The organism is Microbulbifer pacificus (assembly GCF_033723955.1).
GTDB lineage: Bacteria > Pseudomonadota > Gammaproteobacteria > Pseudomonadales > Cellvibrionaceae > Microbulbifer > Microbulbifer pacificus.
On record NZ_CP137555.1, the window covers coordinates 1,866,569 to 1,885,704 of the forward strand.

The following is a 19,136-nucleotide window of genomic DNA, read 5'->3' on the forward strand; positions in this document are numbered from 1 at the left end:
CCAAAGACAGATCGACAATTAAACCGCAGTGGGCTGCAGGGTGCGGGCAAAGTCGAGCGCCCTGCGTGCCCGCTCCTCGTCGCCACAGCGGCGGTAGTGCTCCACCAGGCCGTTGGCGAGACGCGCCATCAGAGGATGGCGATACGCCTTTTCCTGCAGGCGCAGCAACAGGGTTTCCACCAGCTCCCAGCGTTTTTCCGCGGCGGCGCGCTGGGCGATCACCAGGCACACCCCCAGATTCAGCGCCCGCGGCACCTTCACTTTCTGCAGATAATCCTCGACGCCCTGAGCCACCGGAGCAAAGTCCTGTCCCGGCTGTTTGGCCAGTGCGAACAGTGCCAGCCAGGCCCGGTGGTGCGCCTCGCTCTCCGGCGTCAGCGCGGTGAGTTCAATGGACTTGTAGATCAACGGCAGGGAATCGGGGTGCTGGCGCTGGGCGCTGGCCGCTGCCTGACTGGCTTCCAGCAGCTTGCCACTGTTCTGCAGGGATTCGATGCGCGCGAGCGCCATTTGCGCCGGTGTCGGCGGCAGATCCTCTTCCACGTGGATCTCACGGCTCGGGCGCAGGCGGATCAGCAGCAGAGTGCAGGCAAAGCCCGCCACCAGTCCGCCAAAATGGGCCCAGTAGGCGATGTTGTCGTTGCCAAAGAAGTACCCGAACACTTCCTTGCCCAGCCACAGCGGCAGTACCAACAGCGCCGGCGCGGTGAACTCCCCAAACACAAACCCAAGGGTATAGAAAAAGCGCAGCCGGCGGATTCCGTACACCGCCACGAACATGCCCATCACCGCCGACACCGCGCCGGAGGCGCCGATCACCGGCATCAGGCTGCCCGCTTCCACCCCCATGTGCAGGGCCGCGGCGGCGAGCCCGCCAAGCAGGTACAGCCCGATAAACCAGGCGGCGCCCAGGGCGAGCTCCACCGACAGGCCAAACAGCAACAGGAACACCATGTTCCCCAGCAGGTGCTCCCAGCCGCCGTGCAGGAACATATGCCCGAACAGGCCCTTCAAGGTGGGATTCGCCGGCGTCAGGCCGTAGGCAAAATTAGACAGGCTATCGCGCTGCTCGGCGAACTGTTGCCGCTGCTGTAGCCAGGACTTCTGCCCCTCCGCTTCCAGCTGTGGCACCAGCCAATTGTGGAACTCCCGGCTCCACAGCAGCTGCTCGTAGATGAACTCCTCACCCGCGCCCTGGGCCAGAGTGCGCCACTCCGGCTTTTGCTCATCGACGAATTCGTAGAAGCTCGCCTCCTCCAGTCCGGGCAGGTCGCTGGCGAAGTAATACTCCTCAGCGACCTGCCAGCGGGCCTCGTCGCCACTCTGGTAGAGGACGAACACCAGCAGGTTGACAAGAACCAGGGCAAAACACACCAGCGGCGGTCTGCGCCAGTCGGGCCTGTTCTGGATGGGAATGATGAGCAAGGGCAGACCTGTGGTTGGCGGTTGATTGATCAGGTTGTTCAGAATACAGGGACTGCGCAATAAGGCCAGTCCAGCGCACCTTCAGCTTGATGCAAATCATGAAAAATGCGCCAAAGGCTGGCTTCCACCGCATTAGTGACCGGTAGGACCATTTCCGTCCTCGCTGCCGCCATCTTCGCCGTCGCCGCTCGCAGCATCGTCCGGCCAGTCTTCCTTCCCGGCGGAGCCGCGCCTAGACGCCGGGGCGCGCTCCGTTTTCGTGACATCAACTGGCATTTCGGTCACCGCCGGTGTCGACGGCCCCCAGCTGCGCACATGCAGGTCGCGCTGCGGGAAGGGAATCTCGATGCCGCGCTGGTTGAACTCCCGCAGCAGCTCAATGTTGTAGAGCGCGGTGAGGTCCCCGAGGGAGGACACCGCATTGCTGTTCACCCACACCACCAGCTTGAAATCCAGCGAGCTGTCGCCGAAGCTGGTGAGCCACACCTCGGTTTTGCGCTGCCAGTTGGTAAACGTCACCGGCACCCGCTCCGCCGCCGCCATCGCCGCCTCGCGCACGACTTCCGGATCGGTGCCGTAGGCGACGCCAAACATCACGTGAATGCGCCGCACCGGATCGTCCAGCGTATGGTTGGTGACACGCCCGGTGACGAATTCGGAATTCGGCACCAGGATATCCACATTGTCGCGGGTGGTAATGCGGGTGGAGCGCACATTGATATCGCGGATGCGCCCGAACACCCCGGACTCCAGCTCCACCAGATCGCCGACCCGCAGCGGCTGCTCGAACAGCAGGATGATGCCGGAAATGAAGTTGGAAAATATCGCCTGCATACCAAAGCCGATACCCACCGACAGGGCACCGGCGATCAGCGTGAGCTTGGAGGTGTCCAGCCCCACCATGGTGAGCACGATGATGGAAGTGATCAGGACGATGCAGTAATTCAGGATTCGCCACAGGGTATAGGCACCCTGCTCGCTGGTGCGGTTTTTACGCACCATGCGCTTCAAGATCCAGTTCAGCAGCCGCGAACAGGCCCAGGCGCCGAGAATCACCAGGATAATTTGCGCGATGTCCTTCAGGCGGATGGGCTGGCCGCTGATGGCAAACAACTCGTAGTTGGCCAGGTTACGCCAACTGGCGCGCAGGTCCTGGAACTGGTGCACGGCGCGCTCACCGAGGGTTTTCCACCAACCCTGTTGGCGCTGGTACACGAACAGCTGGGCAGTTTCGTAGCGCTTCACATCGTCAATCAGGTCACCGGCGCGACCGAGGCCGCTGGCGACCTTTTCAAACTCTCGCCACCACTTGGTCATAGCCTTGGAGTCTTCCCCCACCCAGGCAACGATCTGGCGCTGGCGCACATTGAGCTGGCGCGAGAGATTATTTTTTACCGTCTCCGCATTGGCCACCAGATCCTTGCTGAGGGACAACTTCTGCTCTTCGCCCTCGGTCTCGCTCAAGACACTGTTCATGGCCTGCAGCAGTTCCTGCTTGCGCAGCTGCAGGCGATTTTCCAGCGTCGCCACGCTGAAGTTCATCATCTTGATCTGCTGCTCCATGGTGACGGCGGCATCGGAGCTTTCGAAGATCAGGTTCTGGGAATCGCTGCGCTCGCGCGCCAGATCCTCCAGATTGGATTTTTCCTGGGTGCGCGCAGCGGCAAGCTTTTTCGATACCGCGGCGCTGTAATGCAGTTCCTTCAACATGCGCTCCAGTTCCGCGCGGGCAAAGGTCAACTCCTCCTGCCACGCGATGAGCTGTTCCTGCAGCAGCCGCTGCTCCTCGAGCGTCTGCAAATAGGTGAGCTGGGCGAGAAACACATTTACCGTGGCTTCGAGATATTTCGGGTCCGCGCGGCTCCTGTCGCGCAACGCGACCACACGCTCCCGCATACGACTTAGCGCCTGCGCGACACTCTCATCCATCTGCGACTTCTCGAGCCGCAGGCCGTCAAGGCGTTGCTGGCCCCGCGCTACCGCCGCATCCGACTGCGCCCATTGCAGCACATTGGGGTTACTGGGGAACTTGACCTCGGGCAGTACGCCGACCTTCTTCAGCTCCGCGCGCTTCAGCCAGGTCTTGCGAATTCCACTGAAACGCAGTTTGACCTCGCCGACCTTCTTGCCCAGGTCCGCGTCTTCCGGAATGGACGGGGTCCAGTCCTGCCAGGCTTTCTCCAGCTCCTTTAGCCACTGCTCGCGCTGTTCCTGGGTGGCGTCCGGCCACTGGGTCCACCAGTCCGCGGCCAGCTCATTGAAGTCCGGGATGACCGGAGAGAATTCTTTCGGCTTGGTAGAGGGGAGTTGCGCTGCGGCGATCATCGGCAGCAACAGCAGGATGGCAGCGAGGCACAGCAACCACTGCCGCGCGGCAGGCAAGGCGAAACATTGCCGTGGCTGACGGGGAGAACAGGCGCTAAAACCGGCCATGCCCGAGACTGTCCCTGTACATCGGTATTCCTGTTATACGGCGGCGGTAATCACAGGCGCACCGGATGCCGGCAGGCGCACAATCACCGCATTGACTTCAGTGTAGATGAGCCGCGCCGTTTCTCAGCGGCGGCGGTCGTAGCGCTGGATACAGTCGCGGTATTCCCGCTGATAAATCCGTTGGCGCTGGTCTTCCAGGCTGCTGCCGCGCCGCGCCGCATCGGATGCGCCCTGGCGACAGGCGGACTCGGCGAGCGCGCGGTTGTCGTAGCGCTCGCCACTGCTCCAGTCGTACGGGGGCCTGACATTGGCATAGGGTCTTATTCCGCGGCGGCGGGGATCGCGGTAGCCCTCCGCTTCATACAACGGAATGCCCTCCTCGCCCCTGCCATTGGGGTCGAGAGCGCCGGGCGGATAGGCACGGGGAATTCCGGAACGGTCGCGCAGGTCGTCCAGGTTCTCGTCGGGATAGCCGTAGAGGCGCTCCTCGTAGGCACCCACGATGTCGCCGTTGTAGTAGCGGCGCCATTCATAGGGAGGCGTGGTCACGGTATAACTGCCGCGGCGGGGATCAAAGCGGTAGAAAGTACCGGTGCCGCTCAGGAAAAAGCGCTGACCATCAATTTCAAAACCCTGACTGCGGCCGGGCAGGAATGACAACTCCGCCCCGAGTGGCGGCTCCACCCGCAGATAGCCGTCGGCTTCCTTGCGGTAGAAATACCCATCCAGGTAGTAGTAAATATTGCCGCTCAGGGTCAGCTGCTTGGCAGAAGCGGGTAACTGCCGCTGGCGGTCCGGGTCGCGCCGGTAATCTTCCTCCGCCGCGCCGCTGGATTGATCTGGTGGGGGAGAGTTCTGGGGATTCGTCTGCGCGCTCGCGCTACCGGCGGCGATGCAAGAGAAAAGCAGCAGTGAGGGGAGAACTCGCGCGCAGGGGCGGTTCCCATGCACAAGCGAAAGAAATCCTGAAAGTCCGGGCATAGGGCGACCTCCGCCACGTGCACCATGCGGCACACTGCACACCACCCCCACACCTTCGGTTCAGCAATTACTGATCCGCAGAAACAGCCACGCACGGCCCCCGCCACCTTAAAAGACTAGGCGGCAGGAACCGCACGCGCCACGGTAGCCGGAGGCGCCACCCTCCCATAATGGGTGGCGAACACAGCACAGCGCCCAAACCTCAACGGTTCCGCACTTTGTGCCGATTCGACCGACTACCCGGAAATTCTAGCCTCGAGGTGGCAGACTCCCCATCCACTCGACATTCAGGCAGTCCGTGTCTGCCGTATATCGCGGAAGATTGACCGATAGGCCAGATACATTTTCATGTATCCGGCTAATCGGTCAGCTGCAGATAACGTGGTTATGCCAGCCCGGAAATCACCTCGCGCAGTTTGGTGACGATATCGTCAATTTCATGGGCCTCGATAATCAGCGGCGGCGACATACACAGCGCATCGCCAATGCCCCGCGCCATCACCCCCGCTTCCCACGCCAGCGCCGACGCCTTGGCCCCGAACTTGCCTTTGAGGTTTTCCGGTGCGCGCAGCTCGATTGCCCCCACCAGCCCGTAATTGCGCACATCGATCACATTGTCGAGATCCGCCAGGCTGTGCAGTGCGTTTTCCCAGTGCTTGCCGATATCGCCGGCGGCGCGGGTCAGCAGTCCCTCGCGATCGTAGATATCCAGCGTCGCCATACCGGCAGCACAGGCCACCGGGTGTGCGGAGTAGGTGTAACCGTGGAAAAACTCCACTGCGCCCTCGGCGGCGGCATCCATCACGGTGTTGTAAATCTTGTCACTCACAAACACCGCGCCCAGCGGCACCGTCGCATTGGTGATGCCCTTGGCGGAAGTGATCATGTCCGGCGTCACCCCGAATTCCTGGGAGGCAAACGGCGAACCGGTACGGCCCCAGCCGGAAATCACCTCATCAAAAATCAGCAGCAGATCGTGCTTGTCGCAGATCTCGCGCAGTTGCTTGAGGTAACCCTGCGGCGGCAGCACCACACCACCGGCACCGGAGAACGGCTCCACAATCACCGCCGCAATCTGGTCCGCGCCGTGGAACGCAACCAGACGCTCGAGATCCTCCGCCAGCTCGATACCGTGCTGCGGCAGGCCGCGGCTGAACGCATTGCGCGCGATATCCAGGGTGTGGCGCATGTGATTGGACTTCACCGGCTGGCCGAACGCCTGGTAATTCGTCGGAATACCACCCACGGAAATACCACCGAAGTTCACCCCGTGGTAACCCTTCTCGCGGCCGATAAACATGGTGCGGGTGCCCTTGCCACGGGCGCGCTGGTACTGCAGTGCAATCTTCAGCGCCGACTCCACCGCCTCGGAACCGGAATTGCCGAAGAACACACGGTTCAGGCCATCCGGCGTGTACTGCACCAGGCGCTCGGAATATTCAAAGCTCAGCTCGTGGCCGAAATTGAAAATGGAGCTGTAATCCAGCTTCAGCGCCTGCTGGTGAATCGCCTCGGCAATTTCGCGACGGCAGTGGCCCGCGTTGGAACACCACAGGCCGGCAGTGGCATCGATGATCTTGCGACCGGATTTTTCAAACAGGTAAATGCCCTCCGCACGCTCGACAATGCGCGGCGCCGCCTTGTAAGAGCGGTTGGGGGTAAAGGGCATCCAGAATGCATCGGTTTTCAGTTCGGACATGAATTTCTCCGACTCAAAATTTGAGCCTTACTAACGTAGTAAAAAACTTCGAAGCGAAGGCAAAGTGCCGGGTGCGGGTTTTCAGGAGCGTCGGCAACAGGGATGTTGCCGACGCAGCGTACAGGGATGTATTCACAGCGGTCCTGAAAATCCGCACCCGGTGTTTTGCCGCCACCTCAGGAAATTAGAAAGTTCTAAATCAGCTACGAAGCTCAAACCCCGTAGCAGCAATATTTGGTCTCGTAAAATTCCGCCATACCCTCAACGCCGCCCTCGCGGCCGATACCGGATTCCTTGATACCGCCGAAGGGCGCCACCGTGGTCGAGAACACACCGGCGTTACACGCCACCATGCCGTACTCCAGCGCCTCCACCACCCGATTCGCGCGGTGAATATTCTCGCTCATCACATAAGCCGCCAGCCCATACGCCGTATCATTCGCGCGTCGGATCACATCCGCCTCATCGCGGAACTTCAGCACCACCGCCAGCGGCCCGAAAATCTCCTCGCGTGCAATGCGCATATCATCGTGCACATCCACCAGCAGCGTCGGCGCATAGTAATTCTCGCCGTTCGGCAGAAAATCCCCGCCCAACAGCAGACGCGCCCCATTGGCCACCGCCTCCTCCACCAGGCCGTGCACCCGATCCACCGCGCGGCGGAAAATCAGCGGCCCAAAAGTTGTGCCCTGTTCCAGCCCATGCCCCGGCACCAGCGCCGCCATCTGCGCGCGCAGCTTTTCGACAAAGACATCGTGCACCGACTCGTGCACGTAAATCCGGTTGGTGGACACACAAGTCTGGCCTGCATTGCGCATTTTGGTAGCCATGCAGGCAGTCACCGCCACATCGATATCCGCATCGTCAAACACGATAAACGGCGCATTGCCACCGAGCTCCATCGACATTTTCTTCACCGTGCCCGCGCACTGGCTCATCAGCAGCTTGCCCACCTGGGTAGAGCCGGTGAAGGTGAACTTCGCCACCCGCGGATCTTGTGTCAGCACCTTGCCGACGGCCGCCGAATCACTGCTCACCACCACATTCAGCGTACCCGCCGGCAATCCCGCCTCCTGCGCCAGCGCACACAGCGCCAGTGCGGACAGGGGCGTCTCTGCCGCCGGCTTGATCACCACGGTGCAGCCCGCCGCCAGTGCCGGCGCCGCCTTGCGGGTGATCATCGCATTGGGGAAATTCCACGGTGTAATGCAGGTCACCACACCCACCGGCTGGCGGATGGTGTGCAGGCGCATGTTCGGGTTGTGGGTAGGGATGGTCTGGCCATAGGCGCGACGACACTCCTCCGCGTACCACTCGATGTAAGAGGCGCCGTAATCGATCTCTCCCAGCGCCTCCGCCAGCGGCTTGCCCTGCTCCATGGTCAGCAACCGCGCCAGGTCCTCGCGGTTGTTGGCGATCAACTGATACCAGCGCTTCAGGATTGCTGCGCGTTCGGCGGCAGTCTTGCCACTCCATGCCGGGAAAGCGGCGTGGGCCGCGGCCACCGCCTGCTCCGCGTCTGCCGCGGTGCCATCGGCGATATCCGCCAGCAATGCACCCGTTGCGGGGTCAGTGACCGCCAACTTACCGGCGCCATCGCGCCACTGGCCATCGATATAGTTCTGGGCCTTCAACAATTGGTTATTGTTCAGTTCCATCGAATACTCCCTGATCGCTGTTGTATCAACGTTTCCGCGATTCTGGATCGGCAGTCCAGCGGCGAATAGTAAGAACTGTGAAACTAAAATTTACGGTTATCAAACTTTGATTTAGGCTGGCAGCTTCAATGAACGATTTCAGGACCTGAGGATGAAAACCGGCAAATCCGCACTCTCCGGCCGCATCAGCGATATGGATCTGCGCCTGCTGCGGGTATTCCGCGAAGTGGTACAGGCCGGCGGGCTGGCGCCCGCGGAAGTGGCTCTCAATATCAGCCGCTCCACCATCAGCGTGCACCTGTCCGACCTGGAGACACGCCTGGGCCTGCAGCTGTGCCTGCGCTCCCGCGGCCGCGCCGACTTCAAGCTGACCCCGGAGGGGGAAGCCCTGTATCAGGCCATCCTGGAACTGGACGGCCACCTGGCCAGTTTCAAAAGCCAGGTGAATGCCATCCAGTCACAGCTCACCGGCAAACTGCGTATTCTGTTGCCGGATGATGTGCTGGAAATGCCCCAGCTCGACCTGCCCACCACCATCGCGCGCCTGCGCGAGCGCGCGCCGCAGCTGCAGCTGGATATCCAGCTCGCCGCCCCCCATGAACTGGAGCTGGAAATTCTCGCCGGGCGCGCCGATGTCGGCCTCAACCCGCTGCACTCCCGCCGCCCGGGCCTCAGCTACCAGCCCCTGTTCAGCCATCAATCGCTGCTCTACGGCGCGGCGAGCCATCCCTGCACAACAGATATGAATGAAGAGTTCATTACCCAGCAGGAACTCGCCGCACCGGATCACGCGGTGCTGTCTGGCGCCGCACACCTGTACCGGCTGTTCCCACACAAAAGCATCGCCAACCATATGGCCGCGCGCCTGGCGATGATCCTGTCGGGAAAATTTATCGGCTTTCTGCCCACCTACCTGGCGGATGAATATGTTAGAAATGGAGCCCTGATCGCGCTGCGACCCGAGCGCTTCAGCTACCAGATACAGAATGCCATTACGTGTAAAAGCAGTGCCATGGAACAACCTGCCGTACAGTTGTTTACTTCCGCACTGGTACTCAATCACTAATCGCACGGCACATGAACACATCAAAGGCCCACGCAGTAAAAACGCAGCACCTCACCCATATCAAATACAAGCTGGCCGTATTTGATGCAAAAGGGATAGGCCAGTGTTAGCCGTTGATGGATACAGGAATCACATGCAACAAGAAAAATTCACCCAGGAAGTATCCCGCAGGCTACGTGGGCTTTTTGGCTCGTCCAAGCTGGGTTTTCCAATTCCGCCCATTGAGCGCCACCGCCTCGAAGGCTTTATGCAGGCAGGGATATTTCTCGGGCTCAGCAGCAAAGCAGAGCTGGCCCAGCTGATGGAGGATATACACGTCGACATATTCGGCAAGACCATTGCCGAGCGCAAAGCCCAGGCACCGCTGTCGTGGGTCTTCGAAGAAGTCGACTACAGCCACTACGAATCCCCCGCCTACGAGCGCACCCGCCAGGAGAGCTGATGCGTCCCAGAAAACTTCGCACCGCAGCCCCTCATATGTTTACAGGGATCACCCCCCGCAAAAGCTATTAATTACTGGAGCAAACCTTGAGCGTAACGACGTATTACCTGGAAATGACCGACCCCCGGGAACTGAACGCCAAGCCCTGCCCCGAGGGCTTCTCGGTGATTGAAGCGGAGGAAAAAGAATTTCGTTTCAATCGCTACCTCTACCAGCTGGTGGGCGAGCCGTGGCAGTGGACCGATAAGCTGAAATGGCCGGACCGCGAGTGGCAGGACTATGCGGAGCGCGATGCACTGCGCACCTGGGTCGCCTACTATCGCGGGGCCATTGCCGGCTATTTCGAACTGGAACAACAGCCCGATGGCGATGTGCAGATCGCCTATTTTGGCCTGGCACCGCGCTTTGTCGGCCGCGGTTTTGGTGGTCACCTGCTGAGCTGTGCCCTTGAAGAGGCGTGGAAATGGGCGCCCTGTCGTCGGGTGTGGGTCCACACCTGCACCCTGGATCACGATAGCGCCCTGGGCAATTACCAGGCGCGCGGTATGGCGATCTATCGTACAGATACCGAAGAGTGATTATCCGCAGTTCGTGGTGCACGAAAACAATCGTGTGCCACCTTCCACCGGCGTCTTACAACACGCGGCCGGAGAGCGCAAAAACTCGACGCTTTATCCGCCGAAGGCACGACTCTTAGCCCCCAGCCGGAAAACCTTCAGGCAATGCATATATAGTTCATTGGGTATGAATTCTTGATGAGCAGAACTGACTATGGCTGCGGCAGTTTCCCTGGCGACGTCTATCGCGGGCGTATCACTTTCCTCCTGCCTGTATAACGCCTCCGGCCCACTGTGCACCACGGCCGAGGAACTGGACGCAATCGGCAACAGTGAAGCTGGCGCCATCCTGAGCAAAAGCGCCACACTGGAGAAGCGCGCGGGCAACCCGGAGCCGAGGTATTTTGAAACCCCCTGGGGCAGCATCAACAGCATGGGACTGCCGAACGAGGGGTTTCAATACTATCTGGACTACGCCAGCCGCGCCGAGGCCTTCGCGAAACCCTACATCATGTCCATCTCTGGCCTGAGCCACCAGGACAATGTCGACATGATCAAGGCGCTGGCCGGCCAAAAACATATCGCAGCCATTGAACTCAATCTCTCCTGCCCGAATGTGCCGGGCAAACCCCAGACCGGTTATGACTTCGAACAGAGCCGCGCGCTACTGCAACGGGTATTCGAGCACGTGTCGCTGCCTCTCGGGGTCAAGCTGCCGCCTTATTTTGACCTGCCCCACTTTGACATGATGGCCGCTGTGCTGAACGATTACCCACTGGCGTTCGTGACCTGTGTCAACAGCATCGGCAACGGGTTGGTCATCGACCCGGAGTCCGAATCGGTGGTAATAAAACCGAAATCCGGCTTTGGTGGCATCGGTGGCGACTTCATCAAACCCACCGCACTGGCAAATGTACGGAAGTTTTACACTCTGCTTAACAAAGACATAGCCATCATTGGATGCGGCGGAGTGAAAAGCGGTCTGGACGCGTTTGAACACATCCTGTGTGGCGCCAGCGCCGTGCAGATCGGCACCCAGTTCATGCGCGAGGGAACCACCTGTTTCTCGCGTATTGCGCGCGAGCTTGGCGAAATCATGCAGCAAAAGGGCTATGCAGACATCACGAGCTTCCAGGGAAAACTCAGATCTCTGGATTGACCCACCTCCTGTTCTTACCGGTATCATTTCCACCCCCGGTTCGCCCCGTCAAATACCCAATAAGCACTACAGCATGAGCGAAAAACTAAAAATGCTCGCCGGTGAAATGTACAACCCGGCTGACCCGGAGCTCGCGGAGATGCGCCTGCACGCACGCATCCTGTTTGAGGAGCTGAACACCGTCAGCCAGCAGGACCGCCCCCGGAGGGATCGGTTGATCCGCCAGCTATTCGGCAGTACCGGCGAACAGATCCAGATCGAGTCCCCGTTTCACTGCGACTATGGCGGGAATATCCATGTGGGTGAGAACTTCTTTGCCAATTTCGGCTGTGTGATTCTCGATGTAGCGGAAGTGCGCATTGGCGATAATTGCATGCTGGCACCCCAGGTGGGTATCTATACCGCCACCCATCCACTCGACCCGGTGGAGAGACGCAGCGGGCGCGAGTACGCCAGGCCGGTCACCATCGGCAACGACTGCTGGATCGGCGGCATGGCGGTGATCAATCCCGGGGTTACCCTGGGCGATAACGTCGTGGTCGCCTCCGGCGCGGTGGTAACGAAAAGTTTCGGCGACAGCGTGGTGCTGGCGGGCAACCCGGCCAGAGTAATCCGCATCATCGAACCCAAGTGCTGATTTATTTTCTGATGTTTTCATATGCTGAAATCCATCCACCACGCGGCCATCATCTGCTCTGATTACCCGCGCTCGAAAAATTTTTATAGCGAAATTCTCGGCCTCGAAATCATTGCCGAAAATTACCGCGCGCCGCGCAATTCCTGGAAACTGGATCTGCGCTTGCCAGACGGCGGCCAGGTGGAGCTGTTTTCTTTTGCCGATGCGCCGGTGCGCCCCAGCTATCCCGAGGCACGGGGGTTGCGGCACCTGGCGTTTGCGGTGGATTCAATACAGGAAGCGAAGGCACATCTCGAGGCGTGCGGTGTGGAAGTAGAGCCGGTGCGCGTAGACGAATACACCGGCAAACGGTTTACATTCTTCAGCGATCCGGACGGGCTGCCGCTGGAATTGTACGAACAATAGAATTACAGCACTTAATAAAAAAGGGGAGCTATGCTCCCCTAAGTATTCCGCCAATTCGGCAGAGAAAATCATAATCCGTCAGGGCGACGCCTTGGCAGAATTGCCGCCGGTCGCACTCTTTTTGCTCTGCGCACTGTCTTTCACCAGCGCGCGGCTCTGGCTTTTTACGCTTTCGATCGCCTGGCCGCTCGCCTCGGGCTTCAGCTCCGCCAGCATGTTCTTCATCTCGTTGTACTCAACCTCGCTGGTGAGTTCCAGCATCAGCGGCTGCGCGACCTGGGCGAAGTACGATGCATCTTTACGCTCGTAAAGCTCCTTGGCCATCCACTGGGCAATATGCACTTCGCGGGGCGCGCGCAGGTAGGCCTGCTCCAGCATGTCCACGTACTGCTTTTTCGGGTAGCCGAGCATTTCCATGGTGATGGCAAGGCCATACCAGTTCATCGCCTCACCGGCCTGGTTGTTGACCAGCTGTACGAACTGGTCGCGGGCCTTCTTCAGTGCCACCTTGTTGCGGTCGCCACCCAAGGTACCGATTTCACGGTTGAGCCACAGCCACGCCTGGGCCTTCTGATACCAGAACTGGTTGCGGTCGGAAGGAGCCACCTGGGCCAGCAGATGGGCAGCGCTGTCAAAATCACCCGCGCGAGTAGCGGCATCGGCGCGCACGGCGGTGAGCTCTGCCGAGTAGATGTTCTCGCGCTCGGCGTGCTCCACCATCTGCTCGAGCCCTTCGGCGTTGTAGCCGGACTTCACCAGGAAGCGCGCCAGTTCAACCACAGTCTCCTGGCCGCTCATTACCTTCAGTTTCGGACGCACCGACTTGAAGCTGGCCGGCACCTTGCCGCGAGCGAGGTCAAAACGCCCACTCTGGAACTGGTCGTTGTAGGCCTTCTCGATCTGGCGGAGGGACATGCCGAGATTCTTGGTGAGTGCCTTCACCGGATCGGCCCCGTTGTTGTAATCCTTGACGAACTTCTTGAATTCCTCGGTCTTGCCGCTTTCCATGATGATCCAGTGGGCCAGCATCCAGCCGCTGGCGTAAATGCGGCCCTTCTCTTCATCCGGAGTGTTGTACACGGTGGCGCGCAGCAGCTCCTGCAGCGGTACCGGACTGGTGTACAGCAGGGTCATGGCGCGCTCGCCGGGGATGGCACCGATCTCGTAGGTATTGCCGGGACCGAAGGTCATGGTGGACATGAACTCGGCGAAGCCCTCGCTGTACCAGTAGGGGTAGTGCGTGGTGGTGCCGTTGTAGCTGAGGAAGTGGGTGTACTCGTGGAACAGGAACTCCCGGGCTTCCAGCTGGCGCTCGCCGGTACGGCCGTCGAGGTTTACCAGCGCATAGCTGCCCTCGGCGGTGGTGTCGAACAGACCGTTGGTGAGCTCCGACAGGTCCTCACCCACCAGGCCCGCATAGCTCTCGCGGTCGGCGGCGGCGTAGATGGTCAGCTTGGCGCCGTCATCGTTGGCACCGAGCAGGCTCAGCGCCACCGAGCGGTAGCGCTCCAGATCTTCCGCCAGACGGCGCACAGAGCCGGGTTCACCGTTGGTGACGATGTGAAAGTTAGCGCTGTCAATTTCGTACCAGGTGTCTTTCGCCAGATTGTCCGCCATGGAACTGCTGGTAAACAGCCATGTGCCGGAAAAAACGACTACGTACGCGAGCATTCGTGAAAACATATTCTGACCACCCGGATATTTCGCTAAAGATACAATTGGCTGTTTTTTAGTCAGCCTTGCGCGAAAAGCCACAATACCCGTTTTCACTGTTTAAAAAAAGAACAATCTGAAGAGAAGGCCTTTAATTCATATCAGATATAAAGACCAAACCGCTGCGTATAGTCAAAAATGGCTGGAGTGACTTCACAGCCACAGAGCTGGTCGGTTTTTATCGCCGCCAGCTCCCTAGGCTCGTGGCGTGCGGCCAGTCCACGCCATTGGCCGGAGCGATGCAGCAATCAAAAACGAAAATCAACACAGAGAGAAAACCGTGCAGACACTGGCCCTGCTGGCGCCAGACTCGACCTGCCGCCCACACAGTCCCATCCATCCCATTCCCCTGCAGACCGCCCCAGACAAACCGCTACAATAGGGAAAATTTTCGACCCTCTAAAAAGCCAACTCAAAGAAAACACATGCGAAACACTACTTTGCCCGGCTTGGCCCTGCCCAGCCTGCTGGCCGGACTTCTGCTCCTCGGTGGCTGTGACACCGCCAACAAAAGCACCCAGGAACAGGCCGCGGACAAACCCGCCGCCAGCGACAGCGCCGTCAAAGACTCCGCCAAAACCGACCTAGAGGCACCTGCCAAGGGCGAAGAACAGCCCCCAGCCGGCAAACTGCCCGAGGGCGTGCGCCCCAAAGCCTACCGCCTGGACCTCACCCTCGACCCGCGCCAGGACCGCTTCCACGGCCAGGTGGAAATCGACATCGAAGTCGACAACCCCACCGACCATATCTGGATGCACGGCAACAACATCGACGTCACCGACATCAAGGGCCTGCTGCCGGGTGCCGACGGCAAGCAGAAAGCCGAGGACAAGATCGTCCCCGCCCACTACCGGCAGATGCTCGACAGCGGCGTAGTGCGCGTGGACTTTGCCGGCGGCATCCCCGCCGGAGAGATCACCCTGCGTATCCAGTACAACGCGCCGTTCGACAAAAACCTCGCCGGCCTGTTCAAGGTGGAAGAAAAGGGCGAGGCCTACGCACTGGCCAAATCCGAATCCATCCAGGCGCGCCGCTACCTGCCCGGCTTCGACGAGCCCGGCCTCAAGGCCACCTACGACATCAGCCTCACCATTCCCAAGGGCTATGTGGCCATCGGCAACGCCCCGGAGATCGGCCGCAGCGACGTAGAGGGCGGCATGGAAAAGGTCACCTTCGCCCAGACCCGCCCCATGTCCACCTACCTGCTGTCCCTCGCGGTGGGTCCGTTCGACGTGGTCGAGCGCCCGGCGATCCCCGCCAATAAATACCGCAAGCACGAGCTGCCGCTGCGCGGCTTTGCGCGCAAGGGCCGCGGTGAAGATCTCAAATACATCCTCGACGTCACCCCGCAGATGCTGCGCATCTTTGAAGAACAGCTGCAGCGCCCCTACCCGTTCAAGAAGTTCGACATCATCGCCGCACCCCAGTGGCCGAGCGGCGCTACCGAACTCTCCGCGGCTATCACCTACCGCGAAGAGCGCATTCTGGTAGAGGGCGATGAACCGGCACCGGGGTTGCGCCTCGCGCTGCTCGGCGTGCACGCCCACGAAATGGCGCATATGTGGTTCGGCAACCTGGTCACCCCGCCCTGGTGGGACGACCTGTGGCTAAAAGAAGGCTTTGCCACCTGGGGCACCCCCCTGGTGCTCACCACCATGGAGCCGGACGGCGGCCACGACCTGAATGCCGCAGTGAGCGCCATCCGCGCGATGAAGCTGGACTCCCTCGCCAGCACCCGCGCCATTCGCGAGCCGATCACCGACAACAACGATATCCGCAACGCCTACGACGCCATTACCTACTCGAAAAGCCTGGGTGTTATTCACATGGTGGACGAGTATTTCGGCGCGGAGACCTTCCGCCCCGCCCTCGGCCGCTATATCGAAACCTTCGCCGACGGCGTGGCTGACTCACCGGACTTTTATAAAGTGATCGGCGAGCAGACCAACAGCCCGCAGCTCACCGACACCTTCCGCACCTTTGTGGAACAGAAAGGCGTGCCGCAGCTGGACCTGACTCTCGACTGCAACACCGCCGGCGATGCCAAGCTCCACGTCAAACAGGCGCGCTACAAGCCGCTGGGTTCACCGATCCAGGAAGTCGGCCAGCAGTGGAGCATTCCCTTGTGTATGCGTGCCAGCACCGGCGTCAGCCAGTGTGAATTCCTCACCGAGACCGAGCAGACCGTGGACATCTCCGGCGGCACGTGCCCGAAATGGGTGATGCCCAATGTGGACGGCAGCGGCTACTACCGCTTCAACCTGGATGAGAAAAACTGGCAGGCACTGCTCGCGCAGTTCGACCAGTTGAGCCCCACCGAACGCCTGAGCCTGATCGACAGCGCCTTCGCCGCCTTCGAGGCAGGCAACCTGCAACCCGCCCTGCTCACCGAGGTGATCCGCCTCTCTGCCAACGCCGACAAGCGCCAGGTTGTGGAAGCGCCACTGGGCTACCTGTCCAAATACGCCGCGCACTACGTGGACAACGATCACGCGGGCGACTGGCAGGCATTTCTCGACAAGCTCTACAGCGGCAGGCTCAATGCGCTGCAGCAGGAAAGTGATCCCGACAGCCAATTGCTGTACAGCAGCCTGATCGGTTTCCTGGCGCTGGAAGGCAACAACCCCAACGCGCGCAAAGCCCTGCGTGAAAAGGCCGAACAATTCACCGGTTTCAACCAGCCGAGAAACCCGGGCGCTCTCGATTCCGACCTGTATGAAGCCGCACTCACCGTTGCGGTACAGGATTCCGGCAAGGCGTTTCTCGACCACCTGATCAAGGTCCGCAGTGAACTGGATGACCCGCTGTTCGAAAGCGCCAGTGCCAACGCCATCGGCCGCGTCACCGAGCCTTCGCAATTGGACACCATCCACAACCTGGCGCTCAGCGACAGCATGGGCACACGCGAGGCCTTCGGCCTGATTCGCAATGCTCTGGCGGAGCCCAAACTCCAGGCACGCAACTGGCAGTGGCTGCAGGACAATTTCAGCAGCGTGGTAACGAAAATCCCGGAGCAGTGGCGCCGCGATACCCCGCGCTTCGCCGCGAACTTCTGCGACCAGCATTCACTGCAACAGGTGCAGTTGCTGTTCACCCAGCAACAGAAACTGGTGCCCGGCTACGAGCGTGCCCTGGCGCAGACGGAAGAAGGTATCAACCTGTGCATGGCCCTGAAAGAAAAGGGACAGGCACTGGTCGCGGGCCTGAAATAAGGCTTTCACATAACAAAAAATGGCAGCCCAGGCTGCCATTTTTTTGCATATGCAATTGTAGTTAGCGGTTCAGACAAACCCTGCCTGGGTAAGCACTTGCCGCATTGGCTGCAACGCCTTCTCGACATTCTTCCACTTTCCAACAGAAGTCGCGTAAACCGGCTGCCGCACCTGGCTGGCACTTGCGGTAGCCGTTCCCAGCCGGGTATTCATGTGAAAATCCGCAACCGACGCTGACCAGTGCAGCCCGCAAAAGGCATACAGTTGCTGTGTTTCCCTGGCGAAGTCCTTTACCAGTCGCTCGTAGTGGACATCAAGAACCCCGTCACCCACCACAGTTTGCCAGTGCGCCATCAGCGCCCGGTATTTGAGGAAATACCTGGCCAGCTCTTGCTGATCGTATGAAAACGGATAGGCGTTCCTGAACTGGGTCTTGTAAATGGCATAACAGGTATCCATCGCATCGCGACAGAGATGCACGATTTTTGCCCCGGGCAATGCCAGCCGAATCAGGCCCACATACAGAAAATTCATCGGATTCTTATCGAGAATCAATTCCGAGCCTTCCCGGGATACCCTGCCTTTGATTTCCTGCAGATAGTTCCGCCCCAACTGCTCAAAATCAATGCCCGCGGCAATCTCTACCAGACCCTTGTTACCTGGAACCGTTTCACCGCTGTTCTCGCGTGCAATTTCCTCAATCATTTCCGTGAGCAGGCGTGAAAAAATTCCCGGTTCACCTGCCGATACCACCTGCCCGTTAGCGCACAATATCCTGTCTACCAGTGTGGTTCCGGTGCGTGGCATCCCCAGCACAAACACAATTTCACGCCCCTGTGCCGGCTCGGAAGATTTCGCCATGGCATTTAAGATCTTGTCGCGATCAAAAACCCGCATGATTTCATCTATTTTTTCGAGGTCGGTCTCGGGAGCATAGCGAATGATGGACCGTCGCAATTTACAGGCCCGCTCAAGCATCGCCATGCTTTTCGCATATTCCTCGAGATCTTCATACTCCTTCGCCAGCGCAAAGCACAGCTGACTCTCACCGCCAGTATCCAAAGGGCGCCCCTTTAAAACCTGCTCCAATTCCAGCACATGATTGGCCGCCCTGGTCTGGCGGCGCAGATCGGAGCGGTTTTTGTACGCCTCCGCATCCACAGGATTTTGCGCGATGAGACGGTTATATAGCTGTTCTGCGCGCGCCAGCTTTCCCATGGCGCGATTGGCGGCGGCACAATTAAACAGCAGCTGAGTATTATTCGGCTGGAGAAGCAATGCTTTTTCGTAAAGCAGCAGCGATGCGGCATACCCGCCACAGAGGGAGTAGTGGTAAGCAGCCTGAGACAACGGCTCGATATGGTCAACGCAGGAGAAATCGATAATATCGAGAGCCCGCAATGCTCGCCGCTGCTGCCCTGACGCAACCAGTATTTTCACCAGATGCAGGCTGGCGCTCACCCAGGGTTTGGAAGCGGCCTCCGCCACAGCCAGCGCCGACTCCAGATATTCAATACACGTATCCAGTTGCCCAAGCGCATACTGAATATCCGCCCGCAGCCGCCAGCCATTGACCAGTTCGGGCCGCTCCCGCAACAGGGCGCTTACCTGTGCTTCTGCCTGCCGGTATTCCCGCTGCTGATAGGCCTGCAGCGCACGGAGATACCTGTCCTGTGAATTTACCGTGGCCTCGTTCATGGGGCATCCCGATTTATGGGGTTGGACCTAGCATACACAAAAATGCCGGCC

The 19,136-nt window shown here is 59.8% G+C and carries 14 protein-coding genes; 7 read left to right on the forward strand and 7 right to left on the reverse strand.

Translation table 11 applies throughout. The features are described from left to right. Positions 1-18: 18 nt before the first annotated feature. From R5R33_RS08080 to R5R33_RS08100, 5 genes are all read right to left on the reverse strand, one after another. The gene (locus tag R5R33_RS08080) at positions 19-1,485 is read right to left on the reverse strand and encodes a rhomboid family intramembrane serine protease (RefSeq protein WP_318955512.1); all 1,467 of its coding nucleotides are present in this window, start codon (positions 1,483-1,485) and stop codon (positions 19-21) included. A 72-nt stretch (positions 1,486-1,557) separates the two neighbouring features. Beyond that, positions 1,558-3,807 (reverse strand): mechanosensitive ion channel domain-containing protein, encoded by a 2,250-nt coding sequence (locus R5R33_RS08085; RefSeq protein ID WP_318955513.1) that lies wholly within the window; start codon positions 3,805-3,807, stop codon positions 1,558-1,560. Between the two features lie 174 nt (positions 3,808-3,981). Next, positions 3,982-4,809: a DUF6515 family protein gene (locus R5R33_RS08090; protein ID WP_318955514.1), complete on the reverse strand. Its 828-nt coding sequence runs from the start codon at positions 4,807-4,809 to the stop codon at positions 3,982-3,984. Positions 4,810-5,224: 415 nt separating this feature from the next. Next, positions 5,225-6,538, reverse strand: coding sequence for an aspartate aminotransferase family protein (locus tag R5R33_RS08095; RefSeq protein ID WP_318955515.1), 1,314 nt, complete (start codon positions 6,536-6,538; stop codon positions 5,225-5,227). A gap of 212 nt (positions 6,539-6,750) precedes the next feature. Further along, positions 6,751-8,196, reverse strand: coding sequence for an NAD-dependent succinate-semialdehyde dehydrogenase (locus R5R33_RS08100; protein ID WP_318955516.1), 1,446 nt, complete (start codon positions 8,194-8,196; stop codon positions 6,751-6,753). Between the two features lie 151 nt (positions 8,197-8,347). Between R5R33_RS08100 and R5R33_RS08105 the strand changes: the two genes are divergently transcribed. The 6 genes from R5R33_RS08105 (at position 8,348) to gloA2 (ending at position 12,462) form a co-directional block, all read left to right on the forward strand. Further along, complete coding sequence (locus R5R33_RS08105) at positions 8,348-9,262, forward strand: LysR family transcriptional regulator (protein ID WP_318955517.1); 915 nt, start codon at positions 8,348-8,350, stop codon at positions 9,260-9,262. Between the two features lie 133 nt (positions 9,263-9,395). After that, positions 9,396-9,704: a hypothetical protein gene (locus R5R33_RS08110; RefSeq protein WP_318955518.1), complete on the forward strand. Its 309-nt coding sequence runs from the start codon at positions 9,396-9,398 to the stop codon at positions 9,702-9,704. Between the two features lie 86 nt (positions 9,705-9,790). After that, complete coding sequence (locus R5R33_RS08115; protein ID WP_318955519.1) at positions 9,791-10,282, forward strand: GNAT family N-acetyltransferase; 492 nt, start codon at positions 9,791-9,793, stop codon at positions 10,280-10,282. 193 nt (positions 10,283-10,475) lie between these two features. Next, entirely contained in the window at positions 10,476-11,420 is a 945-nt protein-coding gene (locus R5R33_RS08120; protein WP_318955520.1) for a dihydroorotate oxidase, read from the forward strand. A 73-nt stretch (positions 11,421-11,493) separates the two neighbouring features. Next, entirely contained in the window at positions 11,494-12,057 is a 564-nt protein-coding gene (locus R5R33_RS08125) for a sugar O-acetyltransferase (RefSeq protein WP_318955521.1), read from the forward strand. Positions 12,058-12,078: 21 nt separating this feature from the next. Continuing rightward, entirely contained in the window at positions 12,079-12,462 is a 384-nt protein-coding gene (gloA2, locus tag R5R33_RS08130; RefSeq protein WP_318955522.1) for an SMU1112c/YaeR family gloxylase I-like metalloprotein, read from the forward strand. A 78-nt stretch (positions 12,463-12,540) separates the two neighbouring features. Here the strand turns inward: gloA2 and R5R33_RS08135 are convergent, their stop codons facing one another. Beyond that, positions 12,541-14,145 carry a hypothetical protein gene (locus tag R5R33_RS08135; RefSeq protein ID WP_318955523.1) on the reverse strand — a complete coding sequence of 535 codons (1,605 nt, stop codon included), beginning with the start codon at positions 14,143-14,145 and terminating at the stop codon, positions 12,541-12,543. A gap of 455 nt (positions 14,146-14,600) precedes the next feature. On the opposite strand from R5R33_RS08135, the gene R5R33_RS08140 reads away from it, so the two are divergent. After that, positions 14,601-17,387 (forward strand): M1 family metallopeptidase, encoded by a 2,787-nt coding sequence (locus R5R33_RS08140; RefSeq protein WP_318955524.1) that lies wholly within the window; start codon positions 14,601-14,603, stop codon positions 17,385-17,387. A gap of 69 nt (positions 17,388-17,456) precedes the next feature. Here R5R33_RS08140 and R5R33_RS08145 read toward each other — a convergent pair whose 3' ends face one another. Continuing rightward, entirely contained in the window at positions 17,457-19,085 is a 1,629-nt protein-coding gene (locus R5R33_RS08145; protein ID WP_318955525.1) for a tetratricopeptide repeat-containing sulfotransferase family protein, read from the reverse strand. Positions 19,086-19,136: the final 51 nt, after the last annotated feature.